18 protein-coding genes are annotated in these 16,607 nt (G+C 71.9%); 4 read left to right on the forward strand and 14 right to left on the reverse strand.

The features are described 5' to 3' along the window. Positions 1 to 46 precede the first annotated feature (46 nt). Entirely contained in the window at positions 47 to 988 is a 942-nt protein-coding gene (locus EI169_RS09530) for a tetratricopeptide repeat protein (RefSeq protein WP_125132107.1), read from the reverse strand. Beyond that, positions 985 to 2,865: a glycosyl transferase gene (locus EI169_RS09535; protein ID WP_164515479.1), complete on the reverse strand. Its 1,881-nt coding sequence runs from the start codon at positions 2,863 to 2,865 to the stop codon at positions 985 to 987. The genes EI169_RS09530 and EI169_RS09535 overlap by 4 nt, the downstream gene beginning before the upstream one ends. 171 nt (positions 2,866 to 3,036) lie before the next feature. Here EI169_RS09535 and EI169_RS09540 point away from each other — a divergent pair, with 171 nt between their 5' ends. After that, positions 3,037 to 4,113 (forward strand): AI-2E family transporter, encoded by a 1,077-nt coding sequence (locus EI169_RS09540; RefSeq protein WP_125132108.1) that lies wholly within the window; start codon positions 3,037 to 3,039, stop codon positions 4,111 to 4,113. Between the two features lie 9 nt (positions 4,114 to 4,122). Here EI169_RS09540 and EI169_RS09545 read toward each other — a convergent pair whose 3' ends face one another. The 9 genes from EI169_RS09545 to rpsB all read right to left on the reverse strand — a co-directional run bounded on the left by EI169_RS09545 (position 4,123) and on the right by rpsB (position 11,012). Beyond that, positions 4,123 to 4,854 carry an alpha/beta hydrolase gene (locus EI169_RS09545; protein WP_125132109.1) on the reverse strand — a complete coding sequence of 244 codons (732 nt, stop codon included), beginning with the start codon at positions 4,852 to 4,854 and terminating at the stop codon, positions 4,123 to 4,125. Then, positions 4,854 to 5,135, reverse strand: a complete 282-nt coding sequence (locus EI169_RS09550) for a hypothetical protein (RefSeq protein WP_125132110.1) — start codon at positions 5,133 to 5,135, stop codon at positions 4,854 to 4,856. The genes EI169_RS09545 and EI169_RS09550 overlap by 1 nt, the downstream gene beginning before the upstream one ends. Before the next feature lie 4 nt (positions 5,136 to 5,139). Further along, on the reverse strand, positions 5,140 to 5,799 hold the full coding sequence (locus tag EI169_RS09555) for a lytic transglycosylase domain-containing protein (RefSeq protein WP_240640394.1): 660 nt from the start codon (positions 5,797 to 5,799) through the stop codon (positions 5,140 to 5,142). A gap of 145 nt (positions 5,800 to 5,944) precedes the next feature. Continuing rightward, positions 5,945 to 6,580 carry a DivIVA domain-containing protein gene (locus EI169_RS09560; protein WP_125132111.1) on the reverse strand — a complete coding sequence of 212 codons (636 nt, stop codon included), beginning with the start codon at positions 6,578 to 6,580 and terminating at the stop codon, positions 5,945 to 5,947. Then, the gene (locus EI169_RS09565; RefSeq protein WP_125132112.1) at positions 6,577 to 7,629 is read right to left on the reverse strand and encodes a phosphatidate cytidylyltransferase; all 1,053 of its coding nucleotides are present in this window, start codon (positions 7,627 to 7,629) and stop codon (positions 6,577 to 6,579) included. The genes EI169_RS09560 and EI169_RS09565 overlap by 4 nt, the downstream gene beginning before the upstream one ends. 6 nt (positions 7,630 to 7,635) lie before the next feature. Next, a complete protein-coding gene (frr, locus tag EI169_RS09570; protein WP_125132113.1) occupies positions 7,636 to 8,190 on the reverse strand; it encodes a ribosome recycling factor in 555 nt (184 codons plus the stop codon). A gap of 73 nt (positions 8,191 to 8,263) precedes the next feature. Further along, positions 8,264 to 8,983 carry a UMP kinase gene (pyrH, locus tag EI169_RS09575; protein ID WP_125132114.1) on the reverse strand — a complete coding sequence of 240 codons (720 nt, stop codon included), beginning with the start codon at positions 8,981 to 8,983 and terminating at the stop codon, positions 8,264 to 8,266. Between the two features lie 103 nt (positions 8,984 to 9,086). Continuing rightward, the gene (gene tsf / locus EI169_RS09580; protein WP_125132115.1) at positions 9,087 to 9,914 is read right to left on the reverse strand and encodes a translation elongation factor Ts; all 828 of its coding nucleotides are present in this window, start codon (positions 9,912 to 9,914) and stop codon (positions 9,087 to 9,089) included. 114 nt (positions 9,915 to 10,028) lie between these two features. Beyond that, positions 10,029 to 11,012, reverse strand: a complete 984-nt coding sequence (gene rpsB, locus EI169_RS09585) for a 30S ribosomal protein S2 (protein WP_125132116.1) — start codon at positions 11,010 to 11,012, stop codon at positions 10,029 to 10,031. A 296-nt stretch (positions 11,013 to 11,308) separates the two neighbouring features. On the opposite strand from rpsB, the gene EI169_RS09590 reads away from it, so the two are divergent. Then, positions 11,309 to 11,791, forward strand: coding sequence for a M23 family metallopeptidase (locus tag EI169_RS09590; RefSeq protein ID WP_240640395.1), 483 nt, complete (start codon positions 11,309 to 11,311; stop codon positions 11,789 to 11,791). A 19-nt stretch (positions 11,792 to 11,810) separates the two neighbouring features. Here the strand turns inward: EI169_RS09590 and EI169_RS09595 are convergent, their stop codons facing one another. Genes EI169_RS09595 through EI169_RS09605 form a run of 3 tightly spaced genes read right to left on the reverse strand, consistent with a single transcriptional unit; the run spans position 11,811 to position 14,282 of the window. Further along, the gene (locus EI169_RS09595) at positions 11,811 to 12,392 is read right to left on the reverse strand and encodes a DUF3060 domain-containing protein (protein WP_125132118.1); all 582 of its coding nucleotides are present in this window, start codon (positions 12,390 to 12,392) and stop codon (positions 11,811 to 11,813) included. 18 nt (positions 12,393 to 12,410) lie between these two features. Next, positions 12,411 to 13,310 carry a tyrosine recombinase XerC gene (locus EI169_RS09600; RefSeq protein WP_125132119.1) on the reverse strand — a complete coding sequence of 300 codons (900 nt, stop codon included), beginning with the start codon at positions 13,308 to 13,310 and terminating at the stop codon, positions 12,411 to 12,413. A gap of 51 nt (positions 13,311 to 13,361) precedes the next feature. Continuing rightward, complete coding sequence (locus tag EI169_RS09605) at positions 13,362 to 14,282, reverse strand: LysR family transcriptional regulator (RefSeq protein ID WP_125132120.1); 921 nt, start codon at positions 14,280 to 14,282, stop codon at positions 13,362 to 13,364. Positions 14,283 to 14,425: 143 nt separating this feature from the next. Between EI169_RS09605 and EI169_RS09610 the strand changes: the two genes are divergently transcribed. Both EI169_RS09610 and EI169_RS09615 read left to right on the forward strand, forming a co-directional pair. Next, positions 14,426 to 15,637 carry an FAD-dependent monooxygenase gene (locus tag EI169_RS09610; protein WP_125132121.1) on the forward strand — a complete coding sequence of 404 codons (1,212 nt, stop codon included), beginning with the start codon at positions 14,426 to 14,428 and terminating at the stop codon, positions 15,635 to 15,637. Next, positions 15,634 to 16,557 (forward strand): alpha/beta fold hydrolase, encoded by a 924-nt coding sequence (locus EI169_RS09615; RefSeq protein ID WP_125132122.1) that lies wholly within the window; start codon positions 15,634 to 15,636, stop codon positions 16,555 to 16,557. The genes EI169_RS09610 and EI169_RS09615 overlap by 4 nt, the downstream gene beginning before the upstream one ends. The last annotated feature ends 50 nt before the right edge of the window (positions 16,558 to 16,607 follow it).

Genomic DNA, 16,607 nt, shown 5'->3' on the forward strand with positions numbered 1-16,607 from the left:
CGGCGGCCATCCCTTCGGGAATGGCCGCCGAATCACGCACGACGGGTCAGAACAGGAGCGAGGCCAGGCGCGAGCGGGCCCGGATGACGCGCGGGTCGGCGTCGCCCACGAGCCCGAAGAGCTCCAGGAGCCGCTCGCGCACCGGCGCGCGCTCGTCGGCCGGCAGCAGGGCGAAGAGGTCGAGCAGCCGGTCGAACGCGTCGTCGACGTGGCCGCCGGCGAGGTCGAGATCGGCCACGCGGAACTGCGCGTCGAGGTCACGCGGCGACGCGGCGGCGGCCTCGCGCGCCTCCTGCAGGTCGACGCCCTGGACGCGGTCGAGGAGACGCACCTGACCGAGACCGGCGCGCGCGTCGGCGTCGCGCGGGTTCTCCGCGATCGCCTTCTCGTACGCGGCGATCGCGCGGGGGTAGTCCCCCGCCTCGATCGCGGCGAACGCCTCGGCGTGCAGCGGCGGGAGCTCCGGTTCGCCCGGCTCGGCGGGCGACTCGCCGCCCTCGCCCACCGGGACGGTGCCGGTCACGCCGTTCTGCGCCGCGAGCTGCAGGAGCTGGGTGAACACCTCGCGCACCTGCTGCTCGGGCACGGCGCCGGTGAACAGCGGCACAGGCTGGCCGCCGACGAGCGCGACCACGAGCGGGATCGACTGCGCACGGAACGCCTGCGCGAGCTGCGGGTTCGCGTCGACGTCCACCTTCGCCAGGACCAGACGGCCGGCGAGCTCCATCACGACCTTCTCGAGGATCGGGCTCAGCTGCTTGCACGGCCCGCACCACTCCGCCCACAGGTCCACGACGACCGGCACGGTGCGCGAGAGCTCGAGCACCTGGCCGAACGAGGCGTCGGTCACATCGAACACGAGCGACGGCGCCGCCGCCGCATCCGGCGACGCGGGCGCCGCGCCCTCGGCGGGCGGCTGCGGCCGGTTGCGCAGGGACGAGAGATCGACCGCGCCGCGCAGGACGGCGCCGGGGTTGGGGGTGCTCACTGGATCTCCTTGGCTTGCAGGATGTTCGACCGGTAGCCCAGCAGTCGGATGGGCTCGTCCGAGGCCTCGAGCGGGACGTAGAAGAACAGCTGATCGGTGTAGGTCGTGGTGAAGCCCTTCGCGGACTGGTCGACGCCCACGAGCGTCTTGACGACCGCGTTGTTCTCGAGGCGGATGACCGCGTCGGGGTTGGTCGGAGACACGCGGTCGTTCTCGTGCACCTCGACGGCGACGATCGCTCCCCCGTCGTTGGTGGTGAGGGCGATGGGCGCCGCGGTGCCCGCGGTCGCCTGGAACTCGAGCTTGCCGGTGTCGGAGGCGGTCTGGTTGAACTGGTCGAGCCGCTGCTGCTGATTCTGCGTGATGCTCGGGAGCAGCAGGTCGCCGGACGTGTCGAAGTCGGCGGCGAACGTGCTGTTGTCGCCGTTGTTGATGAGGTCGGCGTACGCGGCGGCGACCTCCGCCGGGGCGAGCCGGAGGAACGCCGAGTCCGGCGGAGCGAGCACCGAGCCGACGTACGGCGCGGGCAGCTCGGGCAGCGACGTCGAGGCCTCGAGGCTGGCGATGTACTCCGCCTTGTACTCCGACCACGGATCGGTCTGCGTCATGAGCATGATCGTCGGGGCGACCGTGGCGTCCTGCGGATCCTCGACGACGGTCAGGACCGACCTCGGCCACGTGTCCGACTGTTGCGGGAGGATGATCTCGACCGGCTGGTCGGGGATCGCGGGCGGCGCGGCCACGTCGGGGAGCGCCCCGCGCAGGGTGTAGTTCGTCTGCCGCTCGGCCAGGGCGGGACCCGACAGGCGCGTGGCGGCGAGCGTGCTGTCGCGGGCGGCGTCGGCGTCGGCGACCGTCTGCGAGATGCGGGTGAGGATCCGCTCGGCCTGCGACTCGGTCACCGCCGGGGACTGCTGTCCCTCGGGGACGATGACGCTCGGCGTCGGCGAGGGCGTCTCGGCGGGGGCGAAGCGCGGCCAGGCATCGGCGGAGCATCCGGCCAGCAGGGCGGCCGACACCGCGAGGGCGGGCACGACGATGAACGGCCGCCGACGGCCGATCGAGCGCCGACGCGGCGACGGGCCGGCGGAGATGACGCCCTTGTCCGCCCCCTCGATCGACAGGTCGATGGGCTCGGTGACCGGGAGCGGGAGGCCCTTGCGGCGCGGGCCCCGCGAGCGGCGCACGTGACGGATGCCGAGGATGTAGAGGATCACGCCGACGACAAGGACGATCCCGCCGCCGACGATGAGCGGCCCCGCCCACGGCGTGCTGCGGTCGACGGGCCACGTCACGGACACCTCCGACGGCGCGGGCTCGGTGCCGTCGGAGGCCAGCAGCACGCTCATGTCCTCCGGCAGCTGCAGCGGGGTCGACAGGCGCCGCTCCTGCTGGAACTCGTCGAGCCACAGGTCGGATCCGACAGGGCTGCGCGTGGCGGCCGCGTCCGCTGCCGCCGGGTCGGCCGCCGCGGCGTCTCCCACGGTCGCATCCGCCGCCGCGGTCTCGCTCGGTGCCGGCGAGGGCGCCGGGCTCGCGCCGTCCTCCCCGGAGCCCGGCTCGACGACCTGCGTCTGCAGCGCGCCGTCACCGCCGACGGTGACGTGGTTGTAGGGCACGTCGGCGAGCCACGCCTCGACGTCGGCCGTCCGGCCGTACGCGGCGAAGATCGTGCCGTCGCCCTCGGCGGTGAGCGTCTGCGCACCCGGGAAGAGGTTCAGCACCGACCCGTCGATGAGCGTGTACGGCTCGTCCTCGCCCGCCGGGACGGCGGTGCTCTCCGCGGGAGGGGCCTCGAAGACGGTGCGCTGGGCGATGCCCAGGCCGATCATCATCGCGGCGACGACGAACGCCGCCACGGCCCACACGAATCGCACGAATCACACCTTCCCCGGCCGGCCCGTCGGACCGGGCCGAGCACACGACGTTCCAGACTAGCGAAATCGACCTGAAAGTGGGCCCGGAGGGGGTGGCGCCGCATCCGCGCCCGAGGGCCTCAGTATCCTGGCCCCACGGCCGCGCCCGAGCGCGATCGGACAGGAGAGCGTGTGAAGATCCACAACCCGTTCCGCGTCGCCCTCGTGGCGACCCTGGGCGTCGGCGTCGGCCTGCTGCTCATCGGCGCGGTCCAGACGCTGTCGACGATCCTGCTCTACGTCGGAACGGCGTTGTTCCTCTCCCTCGGCCTCGACCCGATCATCTCGTGGCTCGAACGGCGCAAGCTCCCCCGCTGGGCAGCGGTGCTGATCGCGATCCTCGGCGTGCTCGGCGTGTTCGCCGGCATCATCCTCATCGTCGTGCCCGTCATCGTGAACCAGGTGGCGCAGCTCATCGCGACGATCGACGACCTCATCCAGCAGAGCGGGTGGGACTCGATCGTCGAGAACGCCCGCACGTGGCTCGAGCAACAGTTCCCGGCGCTGAACATCGACCTGGCGTGGAGCTACGTCGAGCAGTGGTGGTCGACGCTCGACTTCGGGTCGCTGTCGACGACGATCGGCAACGGCATCCTCCAGGTCGGCGGAGCCGTCATCGCGGGGTTCGGCGGCGCGTTCATCGTGCTGATCCTGACGATCTACTTCACCGCCTCGACCCCGTCGCTGAAGGCCGCCGTGTACCAGCTCGTGCCGGCGTCCAAGCGCGCGCGCTTCATCGACCTGGCCGAGCAGATCACCGCGTCGGTCGGCTACTACGTCATCGGCCAGCTGAGCCTCGGCGTCATCAACGGAATCCTCAGCTTCATCTTCCTCTCGATCATCCAGGCGCCCTTCCCCGCGGTGCTCGCCGTGATCGCGTTCTTCTTCTCGCTGATCCCCCTCGTCGGCACGCTGACCGGATCGACGATCATCGTGCTGACGTGCCTCATCCCCGGTCTGTCGGACAACGGGAACGCGTGGTGGATCGCGGCGATCTACTACCTCGTCTACATGCAGATCGAGGCGTACATCATCTCGCCGCGCATCATGAACCGCGCGGTGTCGATCCCCGGCGCGGTGGTGGTCATCGCCGCCCTCGCGGGCGGCTCCCTCCTGGGCCTGCTCGGCGCGCTCGTGGCGATCCCGGTGGCCGCGAGCATCCTCATCATCTACCGTCAGGTGCTGATCCCGCGGCAGAACGAACGCTGACGGCGGGGGCTAGGCGGCCGGGTCGCCGAGCGGCCCGTCCCACTCGGTGGGAAGCGGGAGCGCCCCCGGGTTCACGACCCGCACGATCTCCTCGAGCACGCGGCGGGTCTGCGTCTCCCCGACCCACAGGTGCTTGCCGCCGTCGACGGGGATGAGCGTCGCCTCGGGGACGGCGGCGAAGCGCTCCGCAGCTTCGGCGGGCCTCAGATAGTCGTCGAACTCGGGGACGAGCACGACCAACGGCCGCGGGTCGCCGGCCCATGCCGCGACCTCCGCGTCAGTCGCCCGGTGCAGCGGCGGGGAGAGCAGGATCGCACCGGCGATGTCGTGGTCACGGCCGTACTTCAGCGCCAGCTCCGTGCCGAACGACCAGCCCACGAGCCACGGCCGCGGCAGCGCCCGCTCGGTCACGAACCGCATCGCGGCGTCGACGTCGTGACGCTCCGCGACGCCCCCGTCGAAGGCGCCCTGGCTGGTCCCGCGCGGCGAGGTGGTGCCGCGCGTGTTGAAGCGCAGCACCGCGAGGTCGGCGAGCTGAGGCAGCCGTGCCGCCGCCTTGCGAAGGATGTGGGAGTCCATGAAGCCGCCGGCGGTGGGCAGCGGATGCAGCGTCACGAGTGTCGCGACCGGGTCGCCGTGCGGCGGCAGGGCGAGCTCGCCGACGAGGGTCAGCCCGTCGCTCGTGCGCAGCTCGATCTCCTCGCGCCGAGCGGGCAGGGCGAGCGGTCCGCGGATCTCCATCAGCCGATCCTCCAGCAGTGCGTGTGCCAATGTCTGCGCGCCGCGAGGTCCGCGGCATCTCCGAGCACGCCGTCGGCGCGCCACGTCACGACGTGCGCCGTACCCGGGTCGATGGCGAGCCCGCAGCCGGGGCAGACGTACGCCTTCTGCGCGGCTGCGGCCGACACGGGCTGCACGTACCACTCCCGGCCGCCGCGCATCTCGGTGCGCTTCCAGCCCGCGAGCAGCCGCTCGAGGCCGTCGTCGGGCGGCTCCGGCCGGCGCCGGTTCGCGCGCGGCACGGGATCAGTACCAGCCGCGCGACTGCGAGTGGCCCCACGCGCCGCACGGGTCGCCGTAGCGCCCGCTGATGTAGCCGAGCCCCCACGTGATCTGCGTCGCCGGGTTCGTCTCCCAGTCCGGTGCGACGCTGCCCATCTTGCTGCCGGGAAGGGCCTGCGGAATGCCGTACGCGCCGCTGGAGGCGTTGTACGCGTTCACGCGCCAGCCCGACTCCTTGTTCCACAGCGCCTGCAGGCACGCGAACTGGTCGTCTCCCCAGCCTCGGGCGCGCACCATGTCGTACGCGATGGCCTGCGCCGTGCCGGGGTCGGGCGAGACGAACGGCGGACGCCAGCCGCCTCCCGAGCCGTTGCCGGCGGCGGCCGTCTTGGCGACGGGCGTCGGGGTGGGTTTGGGGGTGACGTAGACCGAGTAGCCGCCGCGGTCGAGCGCGGGGGCGGGAACGCCCGGCTGCGTGACGAGCGCGTAGGTCTGGACGTCGGCGAGGGCGCTCTCGTACAGCGACACTTTCGCCGCATCCGCTTCGGCCAGCGCCGCCCCGGTCGGGCCCACGTAGGCGGCGACGAACCCGACCGCCGCGAAGGCCGCGAACACCGCGAGCACGCCGCGTCGACGCGACCAGCGCGCCGTTCGGCGGGGCGGGGCGGGGGGAACGACGTCCACCGCAGCGGCGCCCGTCCGGCGGACGACCCGTCGGGAGGCGGTTCGTGTCATCTCGGTGCCGGGAGTCACAATGCGCTCGATTCTAGCGGGGGCGTCCGGCGCCCACCAGCCGCGGCCGCGTCGTGTCCGTCCTCGTCGCGCGTGGTCATCCGACGGCGAGCATCACCTCGACGACGGCGTCGAGCACCGCGTCGACCTGCGTCTCGCGGTAGCCGCCGCGCTGCATCCGGAAGGCGACTCCGCGCACCTGCTCGACGCTGATCGGCTCGCCGTCGGCGAGGTAGCGGGCGATCTTGTCCGACACGAGGTCGACCTCGTCGACGCGATAGCCCCAGTGCAGCACCCCGACGCGGTCGAAGCGCCGCCCGCGGGGGCGCGCGAGCCGGTCGAGCACGACCTGCGCGGTCTCGCGAGACTCGGCCACCCACGCCCGCGCCCCGCGCCGGCTCATGGCCGCCTCGCGCTCGCGCGCGGCGAACGCGTCCTCGATGCGCCCGAGCGCCGCGTCCACGTCGGCGACGCTGTAGCCGTGACGCACGAGCGGGAAGGCGGCACGGCGCACCTCGGCGGAGCGCAGCGCCTCCGGGTCGTCGGACTCGAACGCCTCCCGCGCGCGGGCGAGGAACGCGTCGACGGCCCGCTTCTCATAGCCCTTCTGCCGGCGCGGCGCGTCGGGGAACGGCGCGGGCGCGCCGGCCTCCTGCACCGCGTGCGGCTCGCCCTTGTTCTCAGGGGGCAGGGCGTCGTCCGCCGACACGTCGGGATCGAGATGCGTGGTCATGTCGTCACCAGAGGGGTCAGGAGCCAGTACAGGGCGAGGGCGGCGGTGGCCGAGGGCAGGATCGAGTCGAGGCGGTCGAGCACACCGCCGTGACCGGGCAGCCACGAGCTCATGTCCTTGATGCCGAGGTCGCGCTTGATCATGGATTCGCCGAGGTCGCCCGCCGTCGCGGTGCCGAGCACGAGCGCGCCGAAGACGAGCCCCGCCCACCACGGCAGCTGCAGCATGAACACGGCGAGCACGACGCCGGCAGCCAGGGCGACGACGGTGGCGCCGGCGAAGCCCTCCCACGTCTTCTTGGGGCTGATGCGCGGCGCCATCGGGTGACGGCCGTTGCGCCCCAAGGTGAGACCCGACACGTACGCGCCGGTGTCGGCGACGACCGTCACGATGAGGAATGCGAGCACCCACCACTCGCCGCGCGGCGCCGCCAGCAGCACCATCGCGAGACTTCCGAGGAACGGCACGTACAGCTGCACGAACGCGGAGATGAGCACGTCGGACAGCACGGCGCCGTACGTGCGACCGTCGCGGGCGAACATCTGGCCGAGCAGGCGCCACACCACCACGACCGCGACGGCGACCAGCAGCGCGACCCAGTGCAGCCACAGCGGCGAGAAGTACCCCGACACCAGCAGCAGCGCACCGGCGCCCAGCTGGGGAGCGAGGTCGATGCGACGGCCCGCCGCCTGCAGCGCGCGGATGAACTCGAACGCCCCGAGCGAGCACGCCGCGAGGGCGAAGACCAGGAACAGCCACTTGAAGAACAGCAGCGACGCGAGCACGACCGCGCCGATCGCGAGCCCGATCAGGATCGCGAGGATCAGGTTCCGACCGGTGCGCTGCGCGATCCGGGCGTTCGCCTCCTCGAACTCCGCGCGGGCGTGCGCGACCTGGCTCTCGAACTCCACCCGGGCAGCGCGCATGTGCGTCTGGAAGGCGGCACCTGCGTCTGCCGCGCTCTGCGCCCGCCGCGCGCGCGATGCCTCACGCCGCGTCACGGGGGCGTCCGTGGGCGGCGGTCCGACGGGGTCGGCGGGGTCGGTCATCGACGATCAGACCTCGAGGAGCTCGGCCTCTTTGCGCTTGAGCGCCTCGTCGATGGCGTCGACGTGCGCCTTCGTGAGGGCGTCGAGCTCCTTCTCGGCGCGCACGAGGTCGTCCTCGCCCACGTCCGACTTCAGCGCGTCGAGCTCGTCCTTGGACTTGCGCCGGATGCCGCGGACGTGCACCTTCGCATCCTCGCCCTTCGAGCGCACGAGCTTGACGAACTCCTTGCGGCGATCGGCGGTGAGCTCGGGCATCGTGACGCGCACGATGTTGCCGTCGTTCGTGGGGTTGGCGCCGAGGTTCGGCATGTCGCGGATCGCCTGCTCGATGGCCTTGAGCGCCGACTTGTCGTAGGGCGTGACGATGAGCGTGCGCGCCTCGGGGTTGTTGAGGGAGGCCAGCTGGTTCAGCGGCGTGGGCGAGCCGTAGTAGTCGACGAGCAGCTTCTGGAAGAGCTGCGGGTTCGCGCGACCGGTGCGGACGGTGGCGAAGTCGTCCTTCGCCGCCTCCACCGCGCGATCCATGCGGGCTTCGGCGTCGGTGAGAACATCTTCGATCACGGGTACTCCATTCGTCAGGCTCGACGTCCCAGTCTAGACATCCGGGCGCTCGGGCACCGGGCGCGCCGTGCCGTCACACCGTGACGAGCGTGCCGATCGACTCGCCCAGGAGCGCCTGCGTGACGTTGCCCGCGGGCTCCATGCCGAACACGCGCATGTCCATGCCGTTGTCCATGCACAGGCTGAACGCGGTCGAGTCGACCACCTTCAGACCGCGCTGCAGCGCGTCCATGTAGGTGATGCGGTCGATGCGCGTCGCATCCGGATCCTTGCGCGGATCGGCCGTGTAGACGCCGTCCACGCCGTTCTTGGCGACCAGCACCTCGGTCGCGCCGATCTCCAGCGCGCGCTGGGCGGCCACGGTGTCGGTGGAGAAGTACGGCAGGCCGGCGCCGGCGCCGAAGATCACGACACGGCCCTTCTCCATGTGCCGGACAGCACGCCGCGGAATGTAGGGCTCGGCCACCTGCGTCATCGAGATGGCGGACTGCACGCGCGTGGCCGCGCCCGCCTGCTCGAGGAAGTCCTGCAGGGCGAGGGCGTTCATGACGGTGCCGAGCATGCCCATGTAGTCGGCGCGCCCACGGTCCATACCGCGCTGGCTGAGCTCGGCGCCGCGGAAGAAGTTGCCGCCGCCGACGACCACGGCGATCTCGACGCGGTCGACCGCCGCGGCGATCTCGCGCGCCATCTGGCTGACGACATCGGGGTTCACCCCCAGCTGACCACCGCCGAATGCTTCACCGGAGAGCTTCAGGAGGACGCGGCGGCGTCTGGTCGCTTCATCGATCACGTGGGGTTCCCTCTCGTCGCATCTCAACCTATCGCCCTGCCGGGCAGGCGAAAGGCCCGGGATGCGACGCACCCCGGGCCTTCCGGCACGCTGACCCGTGGGGTCAGGCGCCGACCTTGAACCGCGCGAAGTCGGTGATCGTGATGCCGGCGTCCTTGGCGACCTGCGCGACGGACAGCTTGTTGTCCTTCGCGTAGTCCTGGTCCAGCAGCGCGACCTGCTTGAAGAACGCGTTCACGCGTCCCTCGACGATCTTCGGCAGCGCCGCCTCGGGCTTGCCCTCGTTGCGGGAGATCTCGGTGACGATCTCGCGCTCCTTCTCGACGTCGGCCTCGGGCACGTCGTCACGGGAGAGGTAGCTGGGGTTCGCGAACGAGATGTGCTGCGCGATGCTGCGCGCCGTCTCCGCGTCGTCGCCCGAGTAGGCCACGACGACGCCGATCTGCGGCGGCAGGTCCTTGCTCGTCTTGTGCAGGTAGATCTCGAAGTGATCGCCGGAGAGGGTGCGCACGCGGCGGAGCTCCACCTTCTCGCCGATGATGGCGGCCTCGTCGGAGATCAGCTGCTCGACGGTCTGGTCGCCGGCGGGCGCCGCGAGGGCGGCCTCGACCGAGTCGGCCGCGACGGCCGCGGCGGCGTCGACGACCTTGTCCGCGAGGGCGATGAAGCGCTCGTTCTTGGCGACGAAGTCGGTCTCGCACGCCAGCTCGAGCAGCGTGACCTTGCCGCCCTGCTCGCGCGCGACGACCAGGCCCTCGCTCGTCGAGCGGTCGGCGCGCTTGGCGTTGCCCTTCGCACCCTTCAGGCGCAAAATCTCGACGGCCTTCTCGACGTCGCCGTCGGCCTCCTCGAGCGCCTTCTTGGTGTCGACCATGCCGGTGCCCAGCTGCTCGCGCAGAGCCTTGATGTCGGCGATCGTGAAGTTTGCCATGGGTACTGGCTCCTTGTCGTAGGGGGTTCTCGTGCTGCGTCGGCGAGGCCGTCCGGAGACGACCCCGCCGACGTTAGGTGTTGCGGGTGGCGCGCGGGTTACGCGACGCGGGACTTACTTGGCGTCGGCGGCCTCGGCGGCGGCGACCTCGTCGGCCGTCTCGCCGGAGGCGGCGGCCACGGCCTCGTCGTGCGCGGCGGCGCCGGCCTCATCGGCGGCGGAGGCGGTGGCCGCCTCGCCCTCGATGGCCTGCTCGTCGGCGACGATCTCGGACGCCTCGGCACGGGCCTCGGCCTCGTCGGCGACCTTCGCGGTCTCGGCGGAGCCCTGCGTCGGCGAGCTCTGCTCGAGCAGCTCGCGCTCCCACTCGGCCAGCGGCTCGGCGGCCTCGGCCTCACCGGCGGGCTGGTGGCGCTGGATGAGACCCTCGGCGGCGGCGTCGGCGATGATGCGCGTGAGCAGGCTCACCGAGCGGATCGCGTCGTCGTTGCCGGGGATCGGGTACTGGAACTCGTCGGGGTCGGCGTTGGTGTCGAGGATGCCGATCACGGGGATGCCGAGCTTCTTCGCCTCGTCGACGGCGAGGTGCTCGCGCTTGGCGTCGACGACCCAGATCGCCGACGGCGTCTTCTGCAGGTTGCGGATGCCGCCGAGCGACTTGTGCAGCTTGTCGAGCTCGCGCTTCTTGAGCAGGAGCTCCTTCTTGGTGAAGCCGCTGTCGGCGGGGTTGTCGTAGTCGAGCTCCTCGAGCTCCTTCATGCGGGCGAGGCGCTTGGACACCGTCTGGAAGTTGGTCAGCAGACCGCCGAGCCAGCGCTGGTTGACGTACGGCTGGCCGACGCGGGTCGCCTGCTCGGCGAGAACCTCCTGGGCCTGCTTCTTGGTGCCGACGAAGAGGATCGTGCCGCCGTGGGCGACGGTCTCCTTGACGAACTCGTACGCCTTGTCGATGTACGACAGCGACTGCTGCAGGTCGATGATGTGGATGCCGCTGCGCTCCGTGAGGATGAAGCGCTTGACCTTCGGGTTCCACCGACGGGTCTGGTGTCCGAAGTGGACGCCGCTGTCGAGCAGCTGGCGGATGGTGACGACGGCCATGGCCGTTCTCCTGTTCTGGGCGCGCGGGCGCCGGTTGCGGTTTTCTTACGCCGGCCTCGATGACCGGCGAGCCTGGTGCCCGGCGCGCACCCGCCCTCGCTGTCGAGGGACCGGTGGGTGCGGATGCCGCGCGTGGCTCCGGAGAGCACGCGCTGTGGGCACGCGGAGTCACCCCGATGAACGGGATGCCCCACCAGCATATCAGCCGCTCCTCCCCATCGGGCGCGGGGCGAACACCCTCCACGGCCCGGTCGGCGCACCCGCCCTCGCGCCCGGGAGCGCGGCACGCTGACCGTGTGCGCCTCCTCGCCCTGGTGTCCCTCAACATCGTGTCTCTCAACGTCGTGTCCCTCGGCCTCGGCCCGGCCGCCGCATCCGCGCCGCCGTGGACGTGGCCCGTCGATCCCGTCCAGGTCGTCGTGCCCTACGTCGCCCCCGCCCACGCGTACGGCGCCGGGCATCGCGGGATCGACGTCGCGGCCGACGGCGACGTGCACGCCCCAGCCGACGGGGTGGTCGCGTTCAGCGGCCGCGTGGTCGACCGCGACGTGCTCACGATCGACGTGGGCGACGGTGTCGTGGTGACGTTCGAGCCCGTGACGTCGGCGCTTCCCGCTGGCACGCCCGTCCGCGCGGGCGATCTCGTGGCCGGCGTCGGCTCGGGCGGACACAGCGCGCCGGGGACGCTGCACATCGGGGTCCGGGAGTCGGGCGCCTACGTCAATCCGCTGCGGTACCTCGACGGCGTGCCGCGCGCGATCCTGCTGCCGTGCTGCTGACCTGCTGCCGTGCTGCTGATCAGCCGACGGTATTGCGCGCGCCGCCGTCGTCGACGCGGTCCACCTGCGCGCGCACGGTGTTGTCGTTGCCGCGCAGCGTCACCGCATCGATACCGCCGGTCGCCGTGACCGTGTTGCGATCGCCCTCGACGGCCACCGATGACAGGGAGCGCGCGTCGACGCGGACGTCGTTGCCCTGCACGGTCAGCTCCGACACGCTCTCGGCGGTCAGGGTGACGCGGTCGCCCCGCACGGCGACGCGCACGAGCGACGCGCGCGTCGCGTCGACGGCGAGCGCGCTTCCCTGGATCGTCACGTCGGGGCAGTCGCCCACGAGCTGCGTCCCCGTGGATGTGACGCTGATCGCGACGCCGCCGCAGTCGACCTCGCCCGAGGCCGGCGGGGCGGAGGGCGCGGGGCTCGCCGCGGGCGCCGCGGACGTGGTCGGCCCCGGCGCGGGCGCCTGGCTCGACGCGCCGCCGGCCGGGCCGTCCGTGGGCAGGCGTGTGATCCGCGGCTGCGCGAATCCCGCGCAGCCCGCGAGCGAGAGCACCGCGAGCACGGTCACCGCGGACGCCGCGACGCGCGAGCGAGAGGTCATGCGCTCACGCTAGCGGGCTCACGCGCGGGGATGCGCGAGACGGTAGGCCTCCCGCATCCGCTCGCTCGATACGTGCGTGTAGATCTGCGTCGTGCCGAGGCTCGCGTGACCGAGCATCTCCTGCACGGCGCGGAGGTCGGCGCCGCCGTCCAGCAGGTGCGTCGCGGCCGAGTGCCGCAGGCTGTGGGGACCCACCGCCGCCGACCCGACCGCCGGCCCCACCGCGCGCGCGACGAGGTCGTAGACGGAGCGGGCGCCGAGGCGGCGGCCGCGCGCGCCGACGAACAGCGCTGCGCCGGCACCGTCGCCGCGCGACGCGAGCGCGGGCCGCGCGCGCACGAGGTACGTCTCGAGCGCCCGCGCGGCGGCGCCGCCGTACGGCACCACGCGCTCCTTCGCCCCCTTCCCGAGGACCCGCACGGTGCGGCGGTCGCGATCGAGGTCGTCGACGTCGAGCCCGCACAGCTCCGACACGCGCAGGGCGGCGCCGTAGAGCAGCTCGAGAACGGCCGCGTCGCGCGCGTCGTCCGGCCCGCCGGTCTCGGCACGCGCCACGTACCCCTCGAGCACATCGCGCAGCGCCGGTGCTGAGGCGACGCGCGGCAAGGTGCGCCCGCGCTTGGGGGTCACGAGCCGCAGCGACGGATCGGCGTCGACGAGTCCTTCCTCACTCGCCCAGCGGAAGAAACCGCGGACGGCCGCCGTACGCCGCGCGAGCGTGCTGCGGGCAAGGCCCGCCTGGGCGCCCGCCCACGCCCATTCGCGCAGGTGCTCGACGTCCACGTCGGTGAGCGGCCGATCTCCGACGGTGGCCACGAGGTCTCGCAGATCGGACGCGTAGCCGCGCACCGTCGCCGGCGAGAGCCGCCGCACGTCGGCGGCGTGACGCACGTACACGTCGATCGCGGCGCTGAGCATGCCCCCAGGATGCCGCGCTCCGCTCCAGGAGAGCGGCGCGCTCCCGGCGCGTCACGGGGTCGGAGCGACCCCCGGTTCTCGCTCGAGCTCGTGCGCGGCGCGGACGGCGACCCGGCGCAGCCAGCGGTGCCCGGCATCGCGTTCGTGGATGGGATGCCACCACAGCGCCTCGACCAGCATGCCGAGCGCGAAGGGGGGATCGATCACGGACACCTCCCCGGAGCGCGCCGCGAGAGCGGCGACCCGGGCGGGCACGAGACCGATGCGGTCACTCCCCGCCACCAGGTGCGGCACAGCGAGGAAGTTCTCGGTGCTGACGGTAGCTCGCGGGTCGACGCCCCCCTGCCGCAGGCGATGCAGCGCCGAGAGCACCGGCATGCGTGCGTGATACGGCATGACCCATGGTCGCTCCACGGCCTCCTCGAGCGTCAGCGGCCCGACGGGCCGGGACGCGTCGACGAGGCAGACCCAGCGGTCGCGATAGAGATCGAGGCTCGGCGCGTCGGCGATGAGGCCTTGCGGAAGCCCGACCAGGTCGACACCGCGCAGCCAATCGATCCCGGGCTGCACGAGTCGCGCCGTGCTGTGCTCGAAACGCAGCCTCACGCCCGGTGCCTCCGCGGCGATGATCCGCAGCATCGCCGCGCCGAGCACCGGGAGCTGGGAATCCGAGGCCACCATCACGAATTCGCGCTGGACGTGACCCGGGTCGAACACAGAGTGGGTGTCGAACACCCGCTCGGTCCATGACAGTGCCTGCCGCGTGGATTCGAGGAGCTCCTCGCCCAACGGCGAGAGACGATACGTCCTGCCGTCCCGGACGAGCAGCGCATCGGCGTAGTGTGCGCGAAGCCGATTGAGCGCGGTACTCAGCGTCGGCTGGCTGAGCCCCAGTCGCTGGGCGGCGCGCGTGACGCTGCGCTCCTCGAGAAGCGCGTTGAGCGAGACCAGCAGGTTCAGGTCCACGCGCACGCAACACTCCCGGTCTTCCTCGCATCATTGGCGATTCCGATACTCACCATAGTCAGGTTCGACTTCCACGATATTCGCGGGCACGAGACGATCGGTGCGCCGGCGGTACGTCCGGCACGGTGGAGACCTCGAAGGAGTCGACGATGTCGTCGATGCGTGTACTGGTCGCCGGTGGCGGCATCGGAGGACTGTGCGTCGCGCAGGGATTGAAGAAGGCCGGCATCGACTGCGAGGTGTACGAAGCCGCTCCGGGACTCGTCCAGGGCGGCTACCGCCTTCACATGAACGTCCTCGGCGGCGACGCGCTGCGCGACTGTCTGCCCGACGGGCTCTACGAGCTGTACCTGCAGACCTCCCGCCGGACTCCTCGCCGCGAGGTGTCGGTGATGGTCGACGCGCAGGCGAACGAGATCTGGGCGCGCCCGCACGTCGGACCGCCGAATGACTCGCCGCGCCCGCACACGGCCGTCAATCGGCGCACGCTCCGCCAGATCCTCGCCACCGGGCTCGACGATCAGCTGCACTTCGGCCGGTCCGCCGTGGGCTTCGAGACGGATGACGACGGCGTCACACTGCTCCTGGACGACGGCTCACGCGTCCGCGGCGACGTCGTGATCGGTGCGGATGGCATCCACTCGCGCATCCGGCGGCAACTCCTCCCGGATGTCCGCGAGGTCGACACCGGTATGCGCGGGATGTGGTCGATCGCTCCCCTCACCGATGAACTCGCCGCGCAGCTGCCCGACGTGTTCTACGACGGGTTCGTGATCGTGAACCTCGGGGACGGCACGATCCTCGCCCTCGGCGTCTACGACCCGCGTCGGCCCGTCGCCGAGGCTGTGGCGGAGCTTGCTCCGGGCGCGCACATCGACGATGTCGCGCCGTACGTGATGGTCACCTACGGCAATGACATGGGTGCGGCGCCCGGGGACGACCTGCCCGATTTCGCGCACGACTCTCCCGCGGTCCTGCACGATGCCCTGCGTCGCGCGGCTCGTGGGGGTCACCCCGGACTCGTCGCGCTCGTGGACGGCGTCGACGAGTCCACCATCGCCCCGAGCGCTGTGCGTCACCTCGAGGTCGCCGACCCGTGGGCGCCGTCTCGCGTGACGCTGCTCGGGGATGCGATCCATGCCATGCCACCCACCTTCGGCGCCGGCGCCAACTCCGCGCTGCGCGACGCCGCCGCGCTCACGAAGGCGCTGCAGGACGTCGTGTCGGACGGGCGCGACCTGCTCGAGGCCATCGGCGACTACGAGCGGCAGATGCGCGAGGAGGTCTTCCCGATCATGCGCGCCTCGGCCGACCCCGACGCCGTCCACGCCGACACTCTCCCGGAAGAGGCTCGCCGATGACCACGCAACCGCGGGCCGCCCACGCCGCCGCACGTACCGAAGACGTCGAGTTCGCCGCCGGAGGAGTCCTCCTTCGCGGGAAGCTCTTCCTGCCGGCCGGCACCGTCGAGCCGCCTCCCGTCGTCATCGTGCAGGGCGGACTGGGCGGACCGGCCGAATCCAACTGGCCGATGGCCCCCGCCTTCACCGCGCACGGCCTCGCGATCCTCGCGTACGACCACCGCTCGACGGGGTACAGCGACGGCGAACCCCGCCAGGAGTTCGACCCGTGGCAGCAGTGCCGCGACCTGCGCGACGTCATCACGCACCTCACCCTGCGGGACGATGTCGACGCGACGCGTCTGGGGCTGTGGGGGGTGAGCATCGGGGGCGCCAATTCGATGTTCACGGCGGCGATGGATCGCCGCGTCGGCGCCGTGGTGAGCATCATCCCGCCGGTGAGTGGCTGGAGCGCGCGCCGCCTGCAACCGCCGGAGACCCTGACCGCCCTGGAAGCGCTGATCCCCGTCGACCGCCAGAACCGCCTGCGGGGCGAGCCGGCCGCGACGATCCGTCTGCACGGACGGCCCGAGCCGGGGCGCCCGGTGATGTTCAGCGACGCGGAAGGGCTCGAGTTCGTCGAGAAGGCCATCCACGGTCTGCCCAGTTTCCGCAACGAGATCACCGTGTCGACGCTCGATCGCATCTTCGAGATGGAGGTGACCGCCTATGCCGAGCGCATCCACGCACCGCTTCTCATGGTGCTCGCCTCGCACGACACGGTCGCGCCGGTGGAGGAAGCCCGCGAGATGTTCGCCCGCATCCCTGAGCCCAAACAGCTCATCGAGTATGCCGGGCAGCACTACGAGATCCTCTCGCAGCACCTCCCCGACATCATCGAGCGCACCTCACGGTGGCTCTCCGTGACTCTTGCCCGCTGAGCGGAGCACGTCCCCCGGGCGTGCGGCCGGCGCGCTGCGCCCGCGACAGC

The sequence above is a fragment of the Microbacterium sp. 10M-3C3 genome (assembly GCF_003931875.1).
Taxonomy (GTDB): Bacteria; Actinomycetota; Actinomycetes; order Actinomycetales; family Microbacteriaceae; genus Microbacterium.

Bases quoted from the DNA above. Each gene is read 5' to 3' on its own strand.
- EI169_RS09545 (WP_125132109.1), bottom strand. From the start codon at position 4,854: ATGGAGATCCGCGGACCGCTCGCCCTGCCCGCTCGGCGCGAGGAGATC.
- EI169_RS09560 (WP_125132111.1), bottom strand. From the start codon at position 6,580: ATGACCACGCATCTCGATCCCGACGTGTCGGCGGACGACGCCCTGCCC.
- EI169_RS09565 (WP_125132112.1), bottom strand. From the start codon at position 7,629: ATGACCGACCCCGCCGACCCCGTCGGACCGCCGCCCACGGACGCCCCC.
- tsf (WP_125132115.1), bottom strand. From the start codon at position 9,914: ATGGCAAACTTCACGATCGCCGACATCAAGGCTCTGCGCGAGCAGCTG.
- rpsB (WP_125132116.1), bottom strand. From the start codon at position 11,012: ATGGCCGTCGTCACCATCCGCCAGCTGCTCGACAGCGGCGTCCACTTC.
- EI169_RS09595 (WP_125132118.1), bottom strand. From the start codon at position 12,392: ATGACCTCTCGCTCGCGCGTCGCGGCGTCCGCGGTGACCGTGCTCGCG.
- EI169_RS09600 (WP_125132119.1), bottom strand. From the start codon at position 13,310: ATGCTCAGCGCCGCGATCGACGTGTACGTGCGTCACGCCGCCGACGTG.
- EI169_RS09610 (WP_125132121.1), top strand. From the start codon at position 14,426: ATGTCGTCGATGCGTGTACTGGTCGCCGGTGGCGGCATCGGAGGACTG.
- EI169_RS09615 (WP_125132122.1), top strand. From the start codon at position 15,634: ATGACCACGCAACCGCGGGCCGCCCACGCCGCCGCACGTACCGAAGAC.